This window comes from Streptomyces sp. FH025, assembly GCF_017427025.1.
Taxonomy (GTDB): domain Bacteria; phylum Actinomycetota; class Actinomycetes; order Streptomycetales; family Streptomycetaceae; genus Kitasatospora.
Genome location: NZ_JAFLNG010000083.1, coordinates 1 through 17746 on the forward strand (window position 1 = coordinate 1; position 17746 = coordinate 17746).

Sequence of the window (17746 nt, forward strand, 5' to 3'; positions counted from 1 at the left end):
CGAACCGCGCCCTTACGGAAGTGCCACGTCGGCGCGGCTCGACCCGTCCGGGGGATCGTACAGAAAGCGACGGTGCGAACTACCGCGGCGCCGTCACACCCGCTGCGGCGCCGCCGCGAACTCCACCATCCCGTCCGCGAAGGAGACCCGGGCCCGCCACCCGAGCTCCGTACGGATCCGGGAGGAGTCCGCGGTGATGTGCCGGACGTCGCCGAGCCGGTACTCGCCGGTCACCACAGGGGTCGGCCCGCCGTGGGCGGAGGCGAGCGCCCGCGCCATCTCCCCGATCGTACGGATCTCTCCGCTGCCCACGTTGTGGGCCCGGGCGCTGCCCGGCGGGCGGTCGCCGACCGCCGCCAGCGCGGCGAGGTTCGCGGCGGCGACGTCCTCCACGTGGACGAAGTCCCGGCGCTGCCCGCCGTCCTCGAAGACCCGGGGCGCCTCACCCCGGGCCAGGGCCGAGCGGAACAGCGACGCCACCCCGGCGTACGGGGTGTCGCGCGGCATCCCGGGGCCGTAGACGTTGTGGTAGCGCAGTGTCAGGACGCGGCCTCCGCAGGCCCGGGCCCAGGCGGCGGCCAAGTGCTCCTGGGCGAGCTTCGTCGCCGCGTACACGCTGCGCGGGTCCGTCGGAGCGTCCTCCGCCACCAGCCCGGGGAGGAGTTCGGAGCCGCAGCGCGGGCACGGCGGCTCGAACCGGCCGGCGTCCAGCTCGTCCGGGCGCCGCGGACCGGGGGCGACGTCGCCGTGCAGGGGGCACCGGTAGCGGCCCTCGCCGTAGACCACCATGGATCCGGCGAGGACGAGGTCGAGCACGCCCGAGCGTGCCATCGCGGCGAGCAGCACCGCGGTTCCCAGGTCGTTGCAGCCCGCGTAGGCGGGCGCGTCGTCGAGGTCCGACCCCAGGCCCACCATGGCCGCCTGATGACAGACCGCGTCCACTCCGGCCAGCGCCCCCTCGACCGCGGCCCGGTCCCGGACGTCCCCGTGCCGGAAGTCCACCCCCGCGGGCAGCAGAGGAGGCAGCCCCGAGGGATGCACGGCGGGAAGCAGCGCGTCCAGGACGCGGACCTCGTGGCCCGCCGCCACGAGGCCCCGGACGACCGCCGAACCGATGAACCCGGCGCCGCCGGTGACCAGAATCCTCATGACCGGTGACGCTACCGGGCCATGACGGCCGAACCGCCGAAGGCGGTGGTCGCGTCATGCATCGGTAAGGCCTGGGACGCCACCCGGCGGTCGTGCGCGCTCAGCGCTAGACGGAACCGGGCACCGGTGAGCGGCGACACCGCGCAACGGAAGACGCCCCGGCCGGTTCCAGCCGCAGCTCGCGGCCCTGCCAGCGCCGGCGCAGCCAGCGGTCGTGGCTGGCGAGGACGATCGCGCCGGGGCCGGTTCCCAGGGCTTCCTCCAGTTCGTCGCACAGGCGCGGGGAGAGGTGGTTGGTGGGTTCGTCGAGCAGCAGCAACTGGGGCGGGTGCGCCAGGAGGAGGGCCAGCGCGAGCCGTCGGCGCTGCCCGACGGACAGGCTGCCGACGGGCTTGCCCAGGTCCTCCTCAGGCAGAAGACCGAGCGAGCCCAGCGGCACCTCCTCGGCCCGGGCGGGGCCCAGCGCCAGCCCGTAGGTGTCGTGGACCGTGCGGTCGGGCCGGTCGAACACGGTGTCCTGGGTGAGGAGACCCACCGTCAGCCGGTGGCGCCGGCGGACCGTGCCCTCGGCGGCGAGGCGCCCGGCGAGGACGGCGAGCAGCGTCGACTTGCCGGTGCCGTTGCCGCCGGTGACCAGCAGCCGGTCGGCCGCCGACACCTCCAGGGCGTCCAGCGCGAGCCGACCGGGCACCCGGACGTCCCGGAGCGACACCAGGGGCCGCGGGCCCTCCTCGGCGTGCGCGGCCAGGGCGCCGGCCGCGAACCGCAGCGGGCGCGGCGGCTCGGGGAGCTGCGTGCGCTCCAGTTCCTCCAGCCGCCGGGTGGCGTTGCGCACCCGGCGGGAGATCTGGCTCTGCACCCGGCCCGCCCGGTGGCCGTAGCCCATCTTCTCGTTGTCGCGCGGCCCCCGGTCCGGCGCGACCCGGCTCGCGGTCACCCCGGCCGAGTGGCGCAGCTCCGCCAGCTCCTGCTGCTCCTCGGCGTACCGCCGCTCCCAGCGCTCCCGCTCCGCGGTCTTCTCGCCCACGTAGGCGCTGTAGTTGCCGCCGTAGCGGACCGGTCCGCCCACCGCCGGGTCGAGGTCGACCAGATCGGTGCAGACCGCGTCGAGGAACGCGCGGTCGTGGGAGGCGACCACCACGGTGCCCGGCAGGCCGCGGAGTTGCTCCTCCAGGAAGGCGGCGGCGCCGTCGTCGAGGTGGTTGGTCGGCTCGTCCAGCAGCAGCGCGGACGGCCGCCGGACGAGCAGCGCGGCCAGGGCCAGGCGGCCGCGCTGCCCGCCGGACAGCGAACCGAGTGTGCGGTCGTGCCCGAACGCGCCGAGGCCCAGCCCGTCCAGCACCAGGGCCGCGCGGCGGTCGGCGTCCCAGGACTCGCGGTGCTGGGCCTGCTCGAGCCGCCTGCCGTAGGCGGCGAGGAGCTCCGCGTGACCGGGGGCGCCCTCCGGGGCGCGGGCGATGTCTTCGCCGAGCCGGTCGAGCTCGGCGAGGTCCTCACGGGCCTCGCGCAGCGCCTCGTCCAGGACGGTGCCGATGGTCGCGTCGGCGTCGAAGGGCAGCTCCTGGTGCAGGAAACCGAGGTCGTCGGGGCGCGAGACGCTTCCCGCGTCGGGTTCGTCGAGGCCGGCGAGCACCCGGAGCAGGGTGGACTTGCCGGCGCCGTTCTCCCCGATCAGGCCGATGCGGTGGCCGGGGGAGGCGGTCAGGCAGACGCCGTCGAGGACGCGTCGGCCACCGAGGCTGCGGACGACGTCGTGGGCGAGCAGGGCGTGCTGGAGCACGGGGATCCTTCCGAGGTGGGTGGTGGCGGGCCCGTCCTCAAGCCGCCGTTCGCGGCGGCCTGAGGACGGGCCCGAGGCCCGCCGGGCACGGAGCCTCGGGTGCGGGCCGGGTCGCACGCCGGAGGTTCACACCGTGGGGGCGCCCGTCTCCTTCAGTGCCCCGTCGGCGAGCCGCAGCCAGCGGTCCACCCCGATCTCGGCGAGGAACCGTTCGTCGTGACTGACCACCAGGAAGGCGCCCTGGTAGGAGTTGAGGGCGCTCTCCAGCTGGCCCGCGCTGATCAGGTCGAGGTTGTTGGTCGGCTCGTCGAGCAGCAGCAGGTGCGGGGCCGGCTCCGCGCACAGCACGCAGGCCAGGGTGGCGCGCAACCGTTCGCCGCCGGAGAGCACCCCCACGGGCAGGTGGGCCCTGGCGCCGCGGAACAGGAATCGGGCCAGCAGGTTCATCCGCTCCGCCTCGGGCCGCTCGGGGGCGAACGCGGCGAAGTTCTCCGCCACCGTGCGGTCGAGGTCCAGCAGGTCCAGGCGCTGCGAGAGGTAGGCGATCCGGCCGTCGCTGCGCGTGATCCGCCCGTCGTCCGGAGTGAGGTCGCCGGTGACCAGGCGCAGCAGCGTGGACTTCCCCGCGCCGTTGGGGCCGGTCAGCGCGATGCGCTCGGGGCCGCGGATGCTCAGATCGACGCCGCCGTCCGCGAACACGGCCCGGTCGGCGTGGCGCACCTGGAGGCCCTCGCCGAGGAAGAGGTTGCGCCCGGCGGGCACCCGGGTGTCGGGCAGGTCCAGGGAGAGGCGCTGCTCCTCGCGCAGGGCGCGCCCGGCCTCGTCGAGCCGGGCCTTGGCCTCGCTGACCCGGGACGCGTGCATCTGGCCCGCGCGGCCCGCGGACTCCTGTGCGCCGCGCTTCATGGTGCCGGCGAAGATGCGGGGCAGACCGGCGTTCTTGAGGTTGCGGGCGGCGTTGCTCGCGCGGCGTTCGGCGCGCTCGCGGGCCTGCTGCATCTCCCGCTTCTCCCGCTTCAGCTCCTGCTCGGCGTTGCGGACGTTCTTCTCGGCGACCTCCTGCTCGGCCCGCACGGCCTCCTCGTACGCGGTGAAGTTGCCGCCGTAGAAGCGCAGTTCGCTGCTGCCGAGTTCGGCGATGTGGTTCATGCGGTCGAGCAGCGCGCGGTCGTGGCTGACCAGGAGGAGGCAGCCGTTGAAGTCCTCCAGCACGTCGTAGAGCTTGTGCCGGGCCTCCGCGTCGAGGTTGTTGGTCGGTTCGTCGAGCAGCAGCACGTCCGGGCGCTTGAGGAGTTGGGCGGCGAGGCCGAGGGAGACGATCTGGCCGCCGCTGAGCGTGCTCAGGCTGCGGTCCAAGGTGAGGTGGCCCAGGCCGAGGCGGTCGAGCTGGGCGCGGGTGCGCTCCTCGATGTCCCAGTCGTCGCCGATGGTGGTGAAGTGCCGTTCGTCGACGTCGCCGGACTCCACGGCGTCGATGGCCCGGACGATGTCGGCGATGTCGAGCACCTCGGCGACGGTGAGGCCGGAGGTCAGGGGGAGGCTCTGGCGGAGGTGGCCGAGCTTTCCGACCACGGTCAACGAGCCGGTGGAGGGCTGGAGTTCGCCGGCGATCAGCTTGAGCAGGGTGCTCTTGCCGGCGCCGTTGGGGGCGACCAGCCCGGTCCGGCCGGCGGGCACGGTGAAGGACAGGTCCTGGAAGACCGGGGTGTCGTCGGGCCAGGCGAAGGAGACGTTCGAGCAGACGACAGCGGCGTCGGACATGGAGGTGACCTCGAAGGAGACTGAGGGCAGGACTGAGAGCTCTGCCCTGGGCAGACACGGGAAAGGGGTACGACGAAGCGGACCACTTCGGCTGCGGCACTCCTGGAGCACCGGCCGGTGGCCGTCAGATCCGGATCTCACCCGGAGATGTCGTCGTCACCCGCCACGTCTGCCACTCCTCGATCACACGAATTTCAGGTCGCACGCACTCTAACAGATGTCGCTCGCCGCCTGCCGGGAATTTCACCGGCCCTGCCGCGTCGACTCGTTGAACGTCGCGCTGAGCCGTGCCGGGGGCGGCCGAATCAGTATGTGACGGCCAGTCATATGACTGTTCCCGCTGGGCTACCGCTCGTTGATCCTCGAAGGAGCGCCGCAACGCCGGCGGGTCGTCGTGTGCCATCGGAGGTCCGGTCATGAAGCGAACTCCCGTCGTCCTCATCCACGGTGCGTGGTTCCACCTGTCCTCCTGGGAGGGCTGGGCCGAACGGTTCGCCTCGCACGGTTACGCGGTGAGCGCCCCGGGCTGGCCCGGCGAGGACCTCGCCGCCGACCGGGTCCGCCGCAAACCGGGCCCGCTGGGTGACCTCGGGCTCGCCGCGCTGACGGCCCACTACGAGGAGATCGTGCGTTCCTTCGACAACCCGCCGGTGCTCATCGGGCATTCGGTCGGCGGTCTCATCGCCCAGCACCTCCTCGGCGCAGGCCTCGGCCGCGCCGCCGTGGCCCTCGCGCCGCTGCCGGCCGGTTCGACGCGGCGCCTGTGCTTCGAGCCGCTGTCCCGGACCTGGTTCCGGCACCTCGTCGCCAACGCGGTCGGTGAGGAGGAGGCCGCGAAGCTCTTCGACCGGTACGCCGTCCCGGCCCCGCTCCGGCTGCTCGCGGACCTCGGACTCGACCGCACCGCCGCCGGGCCGGCCGACACCGTCGTGGACACGGCCGATCCGGCGCGCGGACCGCTGCTGCTGGTCTCCGGCCAGGAGGACCGGATGGTCCCGGACGGCGCGACCCGCTCGATCTACAAGCTCCACGGCGACTCCTCCGCCGTGACGGACCTGAAGCAGTTCGCCGACCGGGGGCACTCCCTGGTGTTCGACAGCGGCTGGCGCTCGGTCGCCGACCACGTCCTCGCCTGGCTGGCCGCCAACGGCGTCGAGGCCGTGACCGCACAGGACTGAACGCGGGCATCAGGGCCGGCGGGGCAAAGGCCCTGGCGCCGCCCACCGGATCCGCCCCTGCTCCAAGGCGGCCCGGGGCGACATCCCCGTCACCGTCAACGCCACCGCCGTCCGAGCGCCGGCGACATCCGAGTGCGCCCGCGCGAGCCCGCGCAGGCGCACTCCCGGGTAAGCGCGATCCGTCGGCCGGCGTGCGGCAGGGCGCCGACTACCGTGGGACGGCGATGAGTTGGGGGCCCCGAGGCTGGACGGTGGCCGAGGTGGTGGCCTCCCGGACGGGGGTGGCGGTGGCGGGTCCGAGTCGCCAGTGGGCCAGGACGGCGGCGGCGATGACGAGCATCTCGGGCCAGGCGAAGGATTCGCCGACGCACTTGTGGCGGCCGGCGCCGAAGGGGATGAACAGTTTGGGGGCGGTGTGGTCCCCGGGGTGGCGCCAGCGGTCGGGGTCGAAGCGCAGGGGGTCCGGGTAGAGGCGCGGGGAGCGGTGCAGTGCGGCGGGGCTGAAGAGGATCTCCGTGCCCCGGGGCAGGTGCGCACCGGCGTACTCCAGCGGGGCCGCCGCCCGGCGCATCAGGATCCAGTTGGGGGTGTGGAGCCGGAGGGTCTCGCTGAGGGCCTGCCGGGTGCGTTCCAGGCGTGGCAGTTCGCTCCAGGGCACGGTGCCGTCGGCGGCGACGGCGCGCACCTCCTCGGCCAACTCGTCCTGGAGGCCGGGGTGTCGGGCGAGTTCGTGGAACAGCCAGGCGAGTGTGGTGGCGGTCGTCTCGGTGCCGGCCAGCAGCAGGGAGACCGCTTCGTCCCGGACCTGCTCCGGCTCCATCGCGTGGCCCGTGTCCTCGTCCCGGGCGGTCAGCAGCAGGGTCAGCAGGGTGCTGTCCGGGCCTCGGTGGGGGAGTGCGTCCGTGACGATCTCGTCGACGACGGTGCGCAGGTCGCGGACCGCCGCGTCGAAGCGCAGGTTGGCCGGGACGGGCAGCCTCTCCAGCCGGGCGGTGGGGTAGAGCGCCCGTCGGACGAATCCGGTGAGGACCACGGGTACGGCCCGGTCGATCCGGTCCTTCTGGACGGGGCTCAGACTGGTGGCGAACAGGGCCTCCACCACGATGTCCCGGGCGAGTTCGTGCATCCGTCGGTCGATCGGCAGCGGCCGCCCGGGCTCCCAGCGGGACACCTCCGCCACCGCCCGACGCGCGGCCGCCTCGGTGTAGCGGCGGATGCGGTCACGGTGGAAGGCCGGTTGGACCAGGCGCCGCTGACGGAGGTGGAAAGCCCCCTCGGAGGTGAACAGTCCGTTGCCCAGCAGCCCGCGGGCCTTGTCGAAGACGAAGCCCTTCTCGGTGTTCGAGGCGTCCTGGACGAGCAGCCGGTGGACGAGCTCGGGCGTGGTGAGCACGTGGACCGGCCGTCGCCACAGGTGGATCCGCACCACGGGGCCGTGGTCGGCCAGAGATCGCAGGAAGGGCAGCGGACGGGTGGTCAGCGGCACCAGGTGCCCGAGCAGGGGCAGTCGGCCCGGAGCGTCCGGCACTCCGGTGGGCACGGCGTCGTCCTCGGCCATCAGTGCCTCGCCGCGGAATCGGGCGCGTCGAACCGCGAGCTGTCGCGGGACCATTCGATGTGCCCCCGCAGCCACAGCCCGAGGCTGCGCGCGTACGCCGCTGTCGCGGGACCACCGGTGGCGCCGACGGACCGGCTGAGCTCGACGAACGCGGCCATCTCGGCGTCGCGCAGGGCGACGGCGGGCTCGCGGGCCTCGGCCGACGAACAGCGGCGGTCGTGGGCGAGCACCTCGACCAGGTTGTGCCGGCCCTGGCCGCCCGCCGTCTCCTTGGCATGGGAGTACAGGTCGTTGTCCCAGCTCACCAGGTTCGCGGTGATGTCCCTCAGCCGGCGCAGCGCGGGGCCGTCGGCCTCGGCCGGCGGCAGTTCGTAGCCCGCCGCGACGTCGACCAGGGCGAGGCAGGTGTACGTCGCTCCCGCGTGCCGGCGCATCGCCACGTACTCGGCGGGCCCCGGCACCCGTGCGGCCTCGCGGTTCGCGGCCTCCCACACCTGGGCGTGGAGGTAGTCGCGGACCGAACACTCCCAGCGGAACAGCTGCGACGGCGAGGCCTGTGCGGCGACCCGCTCCCGTAACTCCCGCAGGGCCGCCGCGAAGGGGCGGGCCGGAGCGTCCAGATCGGCTTCGGCGCCTTCGGCGGCCCCGGTGTCGAGCACCCGGGCCAGCAGGGCGGTCGTGCGCGCCAACTCCGCCGGGCGGCTGCCGCGTTCACGGTCCTCGCAGTAGCCGTCGTCGAAGGCGAAGAGCCACACGTACCAGTCCGACAGCAGGTGCAGCAGGTCGGCGGGCACCTCGGGGTTGGTCCGTGCGGCCAGGTGGCCGCTGCGCTGGCGTGCGATCCGGTCCGCCCGGTGCGGCTGCCCGTCCAGCAGCCGGTGGCGTGCCAGCCAGGCCAGGCTCTGCCGGTTTGCCCGGTCGGCGTGCGGGTTGATCAGGGACGGGAAGGGGCACCACAGGCCGTCCGGGGTGCTGCGCGGTCGCCCGCCGTGGAGATCGGTCATCGCTCTGCCGGCCTTCGTCTGGTTGGGGTCGCGGCCGGCTTCCGTGCCCCGCGACGATCGCGCCGGGCTCCCGGCCCGACGGGGAGGGAGGCCGAGACTAATCCGGTGCGGTGCGGGGCGGTGGACCGCGTGCGCACCGGTAGTTGACCCTCAGCGCACCGCCGGTCGCCCCACCCCGCCGGGCCCCCGGGCACGCTGCGCGCCGGGAGCCGTACACGCCGTAGTGCCGGGGTGTTCTGGCGGGCTATACCCTTGGGTGCCCGCAGAGCGGGTCGGGCGGACACCCGAAGGGGAGAGAGAGTGGCGGCGGACGGGCGGGTTCCGGTCGTGGTCGGGCGGCAGCGGGAGACGGAGCAGCTGACGGCGGCACTGGTCCAGGCCGTGGACGGCGCGAGCGGCTCCACGGTGGTGCTGCGCGGCGAGGCGGGCGTCGGAAAGAGCACGCTGCTGGCCTGGGTGGAACGCGCGGCGCGCGAGCGAGGATTCACCGTCCTGCGGGCGGTCGGCGCGGAGGCGGAGACGGACCTCGCGTTCGGCGCCCTCCACCAGGCGTTCCGCTCGCTGCTCCAACGCTCCCACGCCCTGTCCGCGCACCAGCGGGACGCCCTGGAGAGCGCGCTCGGCGTCCGGGCCGGCACACCGAGCGGGTTCGCCGTCGGCGCCGCCGCGCTGGTGCTGCTGGAGGAGGCGGTGCGGACCGCCCCGGTGCTGCTCCTCCTCGACGACCTGCACTGGATCGACTCCTCCAGCGCGACCGTCTTCGCCTTCCTGCACCGGCGCTGCGCCGAACTGCCGGTGGTGATCGTCGCCGCCACCCGCCCGGACGGGCCGTCCGTCCAGACGTGGTCGGCCGAGACCGTCGACGTGCGGGCCCTGCCCCGGACGGACGCGGCGCTGCTGCTGGCCGCCCGCTACCCCGACCTGGCCGCACCCGCCCGGGACCGGGTCCTGGCCGAGGCGGACGGAAACCCGCTGGCGCTGGTGGAACTGCCGCGCCAACTCGCGGCCGCCCAGCAGCGCGGGGCCGCTCCACTGCCCGAACGGCTGCCGCTGGGGCGGAAGCTGGAGCGGATGTTCGCCGACCGGCTGGGCGCGGTGACGCCCGAGGTCGGCCGCCTCCTGCTGCTCGGCGCGCTGGCCACCGGTCCGGAGTCCGGCAGCGGCGAGTGGCTGCGGGCCCTCGCGGACGACAACGCGCGGGAGATCCTGGAACGGATAGAAGCGGACGGCCTGGCCCGGCTCGACGCCTCCGGGCAGCTGGTGTTCCGGCACCCCCTGGTCCGTACCGCCGTCGTCTCCTCGGCCACCGACACCGCGCGCCGCGAGGCGCACCGGGCCCTGTCCGAAGCCCTCGCGCCCGACGACCCCCGACGGCTGGTCCACGAGGCGTCCGCCGCGCTGCTGCCCGACGAGGACCTCGCGCACCGCCTGGAGCAGGCCGGCCGCGAGCTCGCCCGCAGGGGCGGCGACGCGGAGGGGGCACTCCTGGTCGAACGCGCCGCCGCGCTCAGCCCCAGCTCCTGCGACCGCGTCCGCAGGCTCACCTGGGCCGCGGTCATGTCCGCGCGCGGCGGGCAGCTGCGCCACACCGCCTCCCTGGTGGAGGAGTTGAAGTCCAGTTCGGTGCCGCAGGACGTCGCCCCGCTCTTCGCGTACGCGGTGGTCTACGCCGACCAGAGCCACCACGTCGACTTCGAGTCCTCCGCCGCGCTGCTGCCCGCGGCCCTCGACGCGCTGACCGCCCCGGGCGCCGACACCTTCGGCGGGCTGGTCGAACAGGCCTACTTCAAGCTGCTGCTGGCCGCCAGCTACACCGACGACCCCTGGGCGTGGCGCGCCCTGGAACGGCACCGGGAGCACGTCTCGGAGGCGGGCCGGCTGTGCCTGCGGGCCTGGACCGACCCGGGCCCGCAGGCCGCCGACGCGCTGCGGACGGTCGCCGAGGCCATGACCGAGGAACAGGGGGCCGGCGCGGCCTGGCTCCTGCTGTGGACCGCCTCGGCGCTCGACTGCCCCGAGGGCGACCTGTGGCGGAGCTTCACCGGGCTGCACGGCTACGCCACCCAGGGCTCGGTGGCGAAGGCCAAGTGCCACCAGGACTTCCTGTTCGGGCACTGGGACCGCTCGGCGGTCTGCCTGCGCGAGGCCGAGATCGCCGACGAGCTCGGCTACCACACCAACGCACTGATGTTCCGTCAGTACTACGCCCACTTCCTGGCCGGCCGGGGCGACGAGGCCGGACTGCGGGAGGTCGAACAGGCCGTCCGGCCGGCCGCCACCCGGGCCCGGATGCGCTACGTCCTCGACCGCCTGACCCACCTGCGCGGCCTGGCCGCGCTCGCCCACCGGCGCTACGAGGAGGCCTACGCGCACTTCTGCGACCTCACCCCGCCCGGACACCTGCCCAGCGGCCCGCCCTGGCACCACGCCCTGGTCCTCGACCTGGTGACGGCCGCCGTGCACACCGGCCGCCAGGAGGAGGCCCGGGCCCACCTGGACGCGGCGCGCTCCGCGCGGACCGCGGAGATATCCGGCCGCCACGCCTTCCTGCTCGCGGCCGCCGCCGCCGTCGCCGCCACCGCGTCGGCCGCCGACGACGAGGTCGACGCGGCCTACCGCGCCGCCTACGCCGTCCCGGGCGCCGAGCGGTGGGTGTTCGACCTCGCCCGGCTGCGGCTCGCCCACGGCGCGTGGCTGCGCCGACGCCACCGGCCCGGGGCCCGGGAGGCGCTGCGCGCGGCCCACCACGTGTTCCGCCGCCTCCAGGCGGACCCCTGGGCCCGCCAGTGCGAGGCGGAACTGCGGGCCGCCGGAGACCCCGTGGCGCCGCCGCCGGGCGGACCGGCCGCCCGGCCCGCCGGCCTCACCGGGCAGGAACTGCGCATCGCCAGGCTCGCCGCGACGGGGCTGACCAACAAGGAGATCGGCCGCCAGCTCCAGCTGTCGCCCCGAACCGTCGCGGCCCACCTCTACAAGATCTTCCCCAAGCTCGGCATCACCTCGCGGGCCGCGCTCGCCCACGCCCTCGACCACGGCTGACGTGCCGGAACACCCCCTCTTTAAGCCGGAACACCCCTTCTTTAATACGACAGTCAGATGACCTAACGGGCCGCCGCCGCCGAAGTCCAGGGTGGGATCGCAGGACTTCGGCGGAAGGGCGGTCAGATGGGCGTGCGGGTGACGACCGCGTCGGTCGTGGACGAGGAGAAGGCGGCGTTCTGGAGCGGAGCGGTGTCGCGCACACTGGTGCCGGTGGAGGTCCTTCCGCTCACCGGGCGGCCGTTCGACGGGCTCGTGGAGTCGCACCGACTCGGGTACGTACGGATCTCCACCCTGGAGGCGGACGCCGCCCGCCTCTCCCGTACGGCCGACCTGATCGCGCGGGCCCCGGGCGCCGAGCCGCAGGTCGGGGTGGGGCTGCAGGTGTCGGGCCGCGCCGTGCTGGAGCAGGACGGGCGCCGGGCTGAGGTGCTACCGGGCGGGCTGGTGCTGTACGACACGGCACGGCCGTACGCCGTCGACTACCCGGAGCGCTTCCGCACCCACCTGTTCCACCTGCCGCGCCGGCTGCTGGGCGTGCCGGAGCGCGACCTGCGGCACGCGGCCGGGGCCGCCGTCGGCGCCATGGACGGCTGCGGGCCGGTGCTCGCGCCCTTCCTCGGCGTCCTGGCCGCGTCCGCGGACTCGCTCCCCGCAGCGGTCGGCGACCGGTTGGCCGGCAACGTCGCCGACCTGGTGAGCGCGCTGGTCGTCCAACTGGCGGACGGGCGGACGGCGGACGAGCCGGACGACCCGCACGGGGGCCTCGTCCGGCGGGTGCGGGAGTACATCGACCACCGGTTGGGCGACCCGGAGCTGACGCCCGAGCGGATCGCGCGGGCCCACCACATCTCGGTGCGGTACCTGCACCGGCTATTCGAACACGAGGGGGTGACGGTGAGCCGGCTCATCCAGCAGCGCCGTCTGGAGGCCTGCGCCCGCGAGCTCGGCCGTCGCGGCCGTACCGTCCCGACCGTGTCGGCCGTCGCCCAGCGGTGGGGCTTCGTCAACCCGGCGCACTTCAGCCGGAGCTTCCGGGCCGCCTACGGCGTCTCGCCACGCGAGTGGCGCGCGCTCGAACCGGACGACCCCGGCTGACGGGCCGTCCGACCGACCGGCCACCCGCCGACCGCCGGCCACCAGCCCGCCGAACGGCCGCGATCCGTGCACGGCCGGGCCAGTGCCACCGCCGACCCACCAGTACGGTCGAGCGGTGTGCCGGGCGCCACCGCGCCGTTCCGACCGAAGCCAGGAGCAGAGAGTTGTCCGACCCCACCCCCGTGCCCGAGCGGCGCCCGGTGCTCGACCGGGTGCTCCAGGAGTTCCTGGACACCCGGGCCGGCCGGCCCGCGACGGAGCTGCCGGATCTCTCCTTCCTCGCCCCCGGAGAGCCACCGAACGACGCGCCGGGCGGTGATGACCCGGATGACCCGTACGGCGTCACCATGGAGTGGCTCACCCTGCCCTGCGGCCCGACCGGGCGGGTGCGCGTCCAGGTGACCAGACCCGTGGGCGCCGCCGAGCCGAGCCCCGTGGTGCTGTTCCTGTCCGGCCTCGGCTGGTCGCTCGGTGACGCCGCCTGCTACGGCCGGATGGTCCGGGACTTCGCCCTGGGCACCGACGCCGCCGTGGTGTACGTCGACTACGACCGGGCCCCCGAGGCGCGCTACCCGGTGGCCGTCGAACAGTGCTACGCGGTCGCCCGCTGGATCCACGCGCACGGCCACGAGCTCGGACTGGAGGGGCGGCGGATGGCCGCCGTCGGCGACTCCGCGGGGGCCAACCTGGTGGCGGCGCTGACCCTGCTGGCCCGCCGGCGCGGTGACGTGCCGCTCGTCCATCAGGTGCTGCTCTGCCCGGTGACCGACGCCGACTTCGACACCCCCTCCTACCACCGGTTCGCGACGGGGTACTTCCTGCACCGCGACCACATGCGCCGGTTCTGGGACGACTACCTGCCCGAGCCGCAGCGCAGGGGCGAGGCCACCGCCGCGCCCCTGCGCGCCTCCCTGGACCAGCTCACCGGGCTTCCCCCGGCCCTCGTCGTCACCGCCGAGGCCGACGTCCTGCGGGACGAGGGCGAGGCCTACGCGGCCAGGCTCCGCGCGGCGGGCGTGCCGGTGGTGGCGACGCGCTACCAGGGCGCCGTGCACGGCTTCCTGCTGCTCGACGCGCTCCGCCCCACCGGCACCGCCCGCGCCGCGCTGATCCAGGCCGTCGACACCGTGCACGTCGCCCTGCACAGCCGGTTCTGGTGAGCAGCGGAGCAACGGAGCAGCTGAGCAGCTGAGCAGCTGAGCCGGCGAGCAGGTGGGCCCCGACCGACCACCGAGGAGGAGCACCGATGTCCGTCGTTCTCGACACCGCAGGGGTGCCGCCCACCGACCGCGCCGAGTACTGGCACGAGGCCGTCTCCCGCACCTTCATCCCGCTCGACGTCGCCCTGTGCGAGGACGCTCCCGCCCCCGCGACGATCACCAGCCACCGGCTGGGCGCCGTACAGGTCTCCCTGGTCCAGGCCGGCCCGCAGCGGGTCGAGCGCAGCGCGGGCCTGATCGCCCGGGGCGGGGAGGACCACCTCACCCTGGCGCTGCACCACCGCGGCACCGCCCGGCTCCTCCAGGACGGCCGTCAGGTGGAACTGCGCCCGGGCGCCTTCGCGATCTCCGACGCCGGGCGGCCGTTCGCCAAGGAGCTGCCGGAGCCCTTCGTCTTCACGGCCTTCCACTGGCCGCGCTCGGCCGTGGGGCTCACCGAGGAGGACCTGCGGGTGCTCACCGCGACGGCCTTCGACACCCGCGACGACACCGCCCGCCTGGTGGCCGCCTATCTGGAGTGCCTCTCCCGGTCGGCCGACGCCATGGAGCCGCAGCTGGCCTCCTGGCTCGCCGCCACGGCGCTCGACCTGCTCGCGGTGCTCGCGCACGAACGCCGCGGCCGGTCCGTACCGGACGCGCCCGAGGTGGCCCTGGCCACCCTGGCCCGGGTGAAGGAGCACATCTTGCGCCACCTGGGTGACCCGGACCTCACACCGGAGCGCATCGCGGCCGCCCACCACATGTCCGTGCGGTACCTGCACAAGCTCTTCCGCTTCGAGGAGGTGACGGTGGCCCGCTGGATCCAGCGCCAGAGGCTGGACGCGTGCCGCCGTGACCTGGCCCGCTCGGCGGAGGGCCGGACGACCGTGGCGGCGGTCGCCGCCCGGTGGGGCTTCGTGAGCGCCAGTCACCTCAGCCGGGCGTTCCGGGCCGCCTACGGGCTCTCCCCGCGCGAGTGGCAGGCCTGCGTCCGGACGGCCGCCACCACGGCGAACGCGCCGCTGCCGGGCGGGGTCGTTCCCCCACCCGGCAGCGGCATCGCGGTGTGACCGCCACTCAGCGGTCGGTGTGCAGCTCCGCGACGTAGCCGCCGGGGAACCGCACCATCGCGCTGGTCCGGCCGCCCGTGGTGACCGGCCCCCACAGCACCGACGCGCCTGCGGCCGTCGCCCGTTCCAGGGTGGCGCCGAGGTCGGCGACGCCGTAGCCGGTGAGCTCCCGGCCGAACGGGTACGGCAGGTGGCCGTCCGTCACGGCGACGGTGGTGGTGCCGAAGCCGGAGGTGAGGCGCAGCAGCCGGTAGGTGGTCCCGGGCAGTCCGATCGCGGCGCCGTCGGCCCGTCGGTCGTCGGAGACGATGCGGCCCTTGGTGAAGGCGAGGTAGCTGTTCAGGAAGGCGCCGACCGAGTCCGGGGACAGGTAGAGCCGGTTCTCCGGGACGCTGGCCAGCTCGGGGTAGGAGGGCGGGGTGGTGTGCACGTAGAGCTGGGCGTTGATGCCGCCGGGGAACTGGATGACGGCGTCCCGGCCGATCGGGTCGGCGAACGGCGCCACGGTGACGGCCGCTCCGTCGGCGCGGGCGGCGCGGACGGCCTGGTCGAGGTCGGTGACCAGCCAGCCGGTGCGCTCGGTGCCGAACGGGTACGGGACGGGCGTGGTGTAGTCGAACACCGAGAGCGTGCCGACCGGGGAGACCACCAGCTCGGAGAGCGTCCGGCTGGGGGTGGGCGTCACCTGGGTGGCGTTCGGCCCGATCGTGCTGCCGCCGAAGGTGGCGACCCAACTGGCCGCGAAGGCCTGCTCGGTGCCCGGTTCGACGTACACGTGGGTGGAGTCGTACTGCGGGCCGACGGCGAACGTGTGGCGAGCGGCCGGTGCGGGCTGGGCCGCCGAGGCGGCGGGTACGGCCGTCAGCGCGGCGATCGCCGCGGCGAGCGGGACGAGGCGTCGGGCGAAGCGTCGCATCATGGGGGACCTCCTGTCGGTCTGATCTGTCGTTCTGACTGTCGTTCCGGGGAACGTGACGGTGCGGTGGGGCGCTCAGGTCGTCGGCGGAGCCCAGTGGGCGTCGGGAGCCGAGACCCGGTGGGCGGCCAGCGCCGTGGCCAGGAGCAGCAGGGCGGCCAGGGCGAGGGCGGTGGCGAGCTGCCCGTGCAGGACCAGCGCCGCGCCGGCGAGGCCGCCGAGCAGCATGGCCAGCGCGGAGAGGATCCGGCGCCCCGGGCGCGGCGCCGCGCCCCCGGCCGCCGTCGAGTCGGCGGCGATGCCGGTCAGGGTGAGGGTGAGCACGGTGGTGGTCAGGTCGGGCACGGCGATCCGCCGGGCCACCGCGTTCTGGAGGCCCATGCCCAGGCCCAGCAGGACGATCAGGGCGTAGTCGGCGCCGCCGTCCGCGAGCGCGGCGGTGACGGCGGCGCCGATGGTCAGGGCGGTCTGGAGGCCGGTCGCGATGGCCAGCAGGCGCCCGCGGTGGGCCGTCCGGCTGCCGAGCCGTCCGCCGACGAGCGCGCCGGCCAGGAAGGCCGCGAGCGAGACCAGCGAGTTCACGGCCGACAGCCCCGGGGCCCCCGCCAGGGCGAACCCGAGGAAGACCACGTTGCCGGTCATGTTGGCGACGAAGACGTGCCCGAGACCGAGGTAGCTCACGGCGTCGACCACCCCGGTCGCCACCGTCAGCAGGAGCATCAGCGGCGGCAGCGGCCCGTGCCGGTCGGTGCGCGGCGGGGCGAGGGTGCGCAGGGCGTCAGTCAGCAGGGCGCGCAACGGCCGCAGCCTTTCCGGGCGTCGACGGACGGTGCAGCACCACGCGGGTGAGCAGCCCGCTCACCGGGCCGAGCACGACGGCCGCGGCCGACAGCCAGAGCGGCCAGGCGGTCAGGCCGACGGCGTGGTCGACGGACCACCGGCCCGGGCCGGTGAGGGCGAGGGCCCCCGCGGTGACGACCAGCACCAACGGGTACTCGTAGCCGTCGTTCTGCACCCAGAGCCCGTGCGGCAGTTTGACGGTCATGGCGACCGTCATCACCCCCATGGCGACCATGGCCGCCGGCGGGGTGAGCGCGCCCAGGGCCAGGAACAGGCCCGCACCGATCTGTCCGGCGCCCGCGGCGAGCGCGGTGAGCGTCCCGCCGCGGAACCCGTCGTGCCGGAACTCCTCCGTCCCGCCGACGAGGCCGTTGCCCCCTAGGCGGTAGCTCACCTTCTGTATCCCGTGCCCGGCGATGAGCAGGCCCACCACCACGCGGAGGATCAGCAGTCCGGTATCCATCGTGTCCTGTTCCTGTTCCTGGTCCCTGTGCTTCTGGTGCGGTGCCGACTCAGCCCGCGGCGTGCTCGCCGATCATGCTGTGCGCGTAGACGACGCCCAGGCCGTACGCACCGGCGTGCTCCTTGACGATGTCGGTGACGACGCCGTAGGTCTCCGTCCGGGCCCAGTCGCGCTGGAGCTCCAGCAGCACCTGGAGCCAGGTGACCGGCACCGCGCCGGCCTGCGTCATCCGCTGGATGGCGTGCTCGTGGGCCTTCGGGGAGACGCCGCCGGAGGCGTCGGTGACGACGTAGACCTCGTAGCCCTGGTCGATCATGGACAGGACGGGCAGGACCAGGCAGACCTCGGTCCACAGGCCGGCTATGACGACCTTGCCGCGGCCGGTGGCCTTGACCGCCTCGACGACCGCCTCGTCCTCCCAGGCGTTCATCGAGGTGCGGTCGAGGATCTCGGCCTTGGGGAAGACCGCCGCCAGCTGCGGCAGGAGCGGGCCGGAGAAGGACTCGGCGGCGACGGTGGTCAGGACGGTCGGCACCTCGAAGGCCCGGGCGGCCTTGGCGAGGCCGACGGTGGCGTTGATGATCGCGACGCGGTCGCCGCTGCCGGTGCCGAAGAACATCTGCGGCTGGTGGTCCACGAACAGCATCACGGCGTTGTCCGGAGTGAGCAGGTCGGGGCTGGGGGTGGCGCT

14 protein-coding genes are annotated in these 17746 nt (G+C 74.6%); 5 read left to right on the forward strand and 9 right to left on the reverse strand.

Annotation, left to right across the window (positions count from 1 at the left end; translation table 11 throughout):
• Positions 1 to 93: 93 nt before the first annotated feature.
• The 3 genes from J0670_RS09085 to abc-f all read right to left on the reverse strand — a co-directional run bounded on the left by J0670_RS09085 (position 94) and on the right by abc-f (position 4690).
• Positions 94 to 1149, reverse strand: a complete 1056-nt coding sequence (locus tag J0670_RS09085) for an NAD(P)-dependent oxidoreductase (protein ID WP_207810936.1) — start codon at positions 1147 to 1149, stop codon at positions 94 to 96.
• A gap of 106 nt (positions 1150 to 1255) precedes the next feature.
• Positions 1256 to 2929 carry an ABC-F family ATP-binding cassette domain-containing protein gene (locus tag J0670_RS09090; protein ID WP_207810937.1) on the reverse strand — a complete coding sequence of 558 codons (1674 nt, stop codon included), beginning with the start codon at positions 2927 to 2929 and terminating at the stop codon, positions 1256 to 1258.
• A 126-nt stretch (positions 2930 to 3055) separates the two neighbouring features.
• Positions 3056 to 4690 carry a ribosomal protection-like ABC-F family protein gene (abc-f, locus tag J0670_RS09095; protein ID WP_207810938.1) on the reverse strand — a complete coding sequence of 545 codons (1635 nt, stop codon included), beginning with the start codon at positions 4688 to 4690 and terminating at the stop codon, positions 3056 to 3058.
• Between the two features lie 416 nt (positions 4691 to 5106).
• Here abc-f and J0670_RS09100 point away from each other — a divergent pair, with 416 nt between their 5' ends.
• Positions 5107 to 5868: an alpha/beta hydrolase gene (locus J0670_RS09100; RefSeq protein WP_207810939.1), complete on the forward strand. Its 762-nt coding sequence runs from the start codon at positions 5107 to 5109 to the stop codon at positions 5866 to 5868.
• 208 nt (positions 5869 to 6076) lie between these two features.
• On the opposite strand, the gene J0670_RS09105 is transcribed toward J0670_RS09100, so the two are convergent.
• A complete protein-coding gene (locus J0670_RS09105) occupies positions 6077 to 7426 on the reverse strand; it encodes a cytochrome P450 (protein WP_207810940.1) in 1350 nt (449 codons plus the stop codon).
• A complete protein-coding gene (locus J0670_RS09110) occupies positions 7426 to 8430 on the reverse strand; it encodes a hypothetical protein (protein WP_207810941.1) in 1005 nt (334 codons plus the stop codon). The genes J0670_RS09105 and J0670_RS09110 overlap by 1 nt, the downstream gene beginning before the upstream one ends.
• 300 nt (positions 8431 to 8730) lie before the next feature.
• Here J0670_RS09110 and J0670_RS09115 point away from each other — a divergent pair, with 300 nt between their 5' ends.
• From J0670_RS09115 to J0670_RS09130, 4 genes are all read left to right on the forward strand, one after another.
• The gene (locus J0670_RS09115) at positions 8731 to 11469 is read left to right on the forward strand and encodes a BREX system ATP-binding domain-containing protein (protein ID WP_307806450.1); all 2739 of its coding nucleotides are present in this window, start codon (positions 8731 to 8733) and stop codon (positions 11467 to 11469) included.
• Positions 11470 to 11607: 138 nt separating this feature from the next.
• On the forward strand, positions 11608 to 12567 hold the full coding sequence (locus J0670_RS09120) for a helix-turn-helix domain-containing protein (protein ID WP_307806451.1): 960 nt from the start codon (positions 11608 to 11610) through the stop codon (positions 12565 to 12567).
• A gap of 164 nt (positions 12568 to 12731) precedes the next feature.
• Positions 12732 to 13727 carry an alpha/beta hydrolase gene (locus J0670_RS09125; protein WP_243436758.1) on the forward strand — a complete coding sequence of 332 codons (996 nt, stop codon included), beginning with the start codon at positions 12732 to 12734 and terminating at the stop codon, positions 13725 to 13727.
• Positions 13728 to 13813: 86 nt separating this feature from the next.
• Positions 13814 to 14836 (forward strand): helix-turn-helix domain-containing protein, encoded by a 1023-nt coding sequence (locus tag J0670_RS09130; RefSeq protein WP_207810943.1) that lies wholly within the window; start codon positions 13814 to 13816, stop codon positions 14834 to 14836.
• A gap of 7 nt (positions 14837 to 14843) precedes the next feature.
• On the opposite strand, the gene J0670_RS09135 is transcribed toward J0670_RS09130, so the two are convergent.
• The 4 genes from J0670_RS09135 to J0670_RS09150 all read right to left on the reverse strand — a co-directional run.
• Positions 14844 to 15755 (reverse strand): VOC family protein, encoded by a 912-nt coding sequence (locus J0670_RS09135; protein ID WP_243436759.1) that lies wholly within the window; start codon positions 15753 to 15755, stop codon positions 14844 to 14846.
• A gap of 72 nt (positions 15756 to 15827) precedes the next feature.
• The gene (locus J0670_RS09140) at positions 15828 to 16550 is read right to left on the reverse strand and encodes a YoaK family protein (protein WP_207810944.1); all 723 of its coding nucleotides are present in this window, start codon (positions 16548 to 16550) and stop codon (positions 15828 to 15830) included.
• Positions 16531 to 17055 carry a DoxX family protein gene (locus tag J0670_RS09145; protein WP_207810945.1) on the reverse strand — a complete coding sequence of 175 codons (525 nt, stop codon included), beginning with the start codon at positions 17053 to 17055 and terminating at the stop codon, positions 16531 to 16533. The genes J0670_RS09140 and J0670_RS09145 overlap by 20 nt, the downstream gene beginning before the upstream one ends.
• Before the next feature lie 49 nt (positions 17056 to 17104).
• The coding region (locus J0670_RS09150; protein ID WP_207810946.1) for a hydrolase at positions 17105 to 17746 on the reverse strand (642 nt) is incomplete at its 5' end.

What these genes read in the sequence shown, in the direction of transcription:
- J0670_RS09085 (WP_207810936.1), bottom strand. Translation starts at nt 1,149, where the DNA reads ATGAGGATTCTGGTCACCGGCGGCGCCGGGTTCATCGGTTCGGCGGTC.
- abc-f (WP_207810938.1), bottom strand. Translation starts at nt 4,690, where the DNA reads ATGTCCGACGCCGCTGTCGTCTGCTCGAACGTCTCCTTCGCCTGGCCC.
- J0670_RS09100 (WP_207810939.1), top strand. Translation starts at nt 5,107, where the DNA reads ATGAAGCGAACTCCCGTCGTCCTCATCCACGGTGCGTGGTTCCACCTG.
- J0670_RS09105 (WP_207810940.1), bottom strand. Translation starts at nt 7,426, where the DNA reads ATGGCCGAGGACGACGCCGTGCCCACCGGAGTGCCGGACGCTCCGGGC.
- J0670_RS09110 (WP_207810941.1), bottom strand. Translation starts at nt 8,430, where the DNA reads ATGACCGATCTCCACGGCGGGCGACCGCGCAGCACCCCGGACGGCCTG.
- J0670_RS09130 (WP_207810943.1), top strand. Translation starts at nt 13,814, where the DNA reads ATGTCCGTCGTTCTCGACACCGCAGGGGTGCCGCCCACCGACCGCGCC.
- J0670_RS09135 (WP_243436759.1), bottom strand. Translation starts at nt 15,755, where the DNA reads ATGATGCGACGCTTCGCCCGACGCCTCGTCCCGCTCGCCGCGGCGATC.
- J0670_RS09145 (WP_207810945.1), bottom strand. Translation starts at nt 17,055, where the DNA reads ATGGATACCGGACTGCTGATCCTCCGCGTGGTGGTGGGCCTGCTCATC.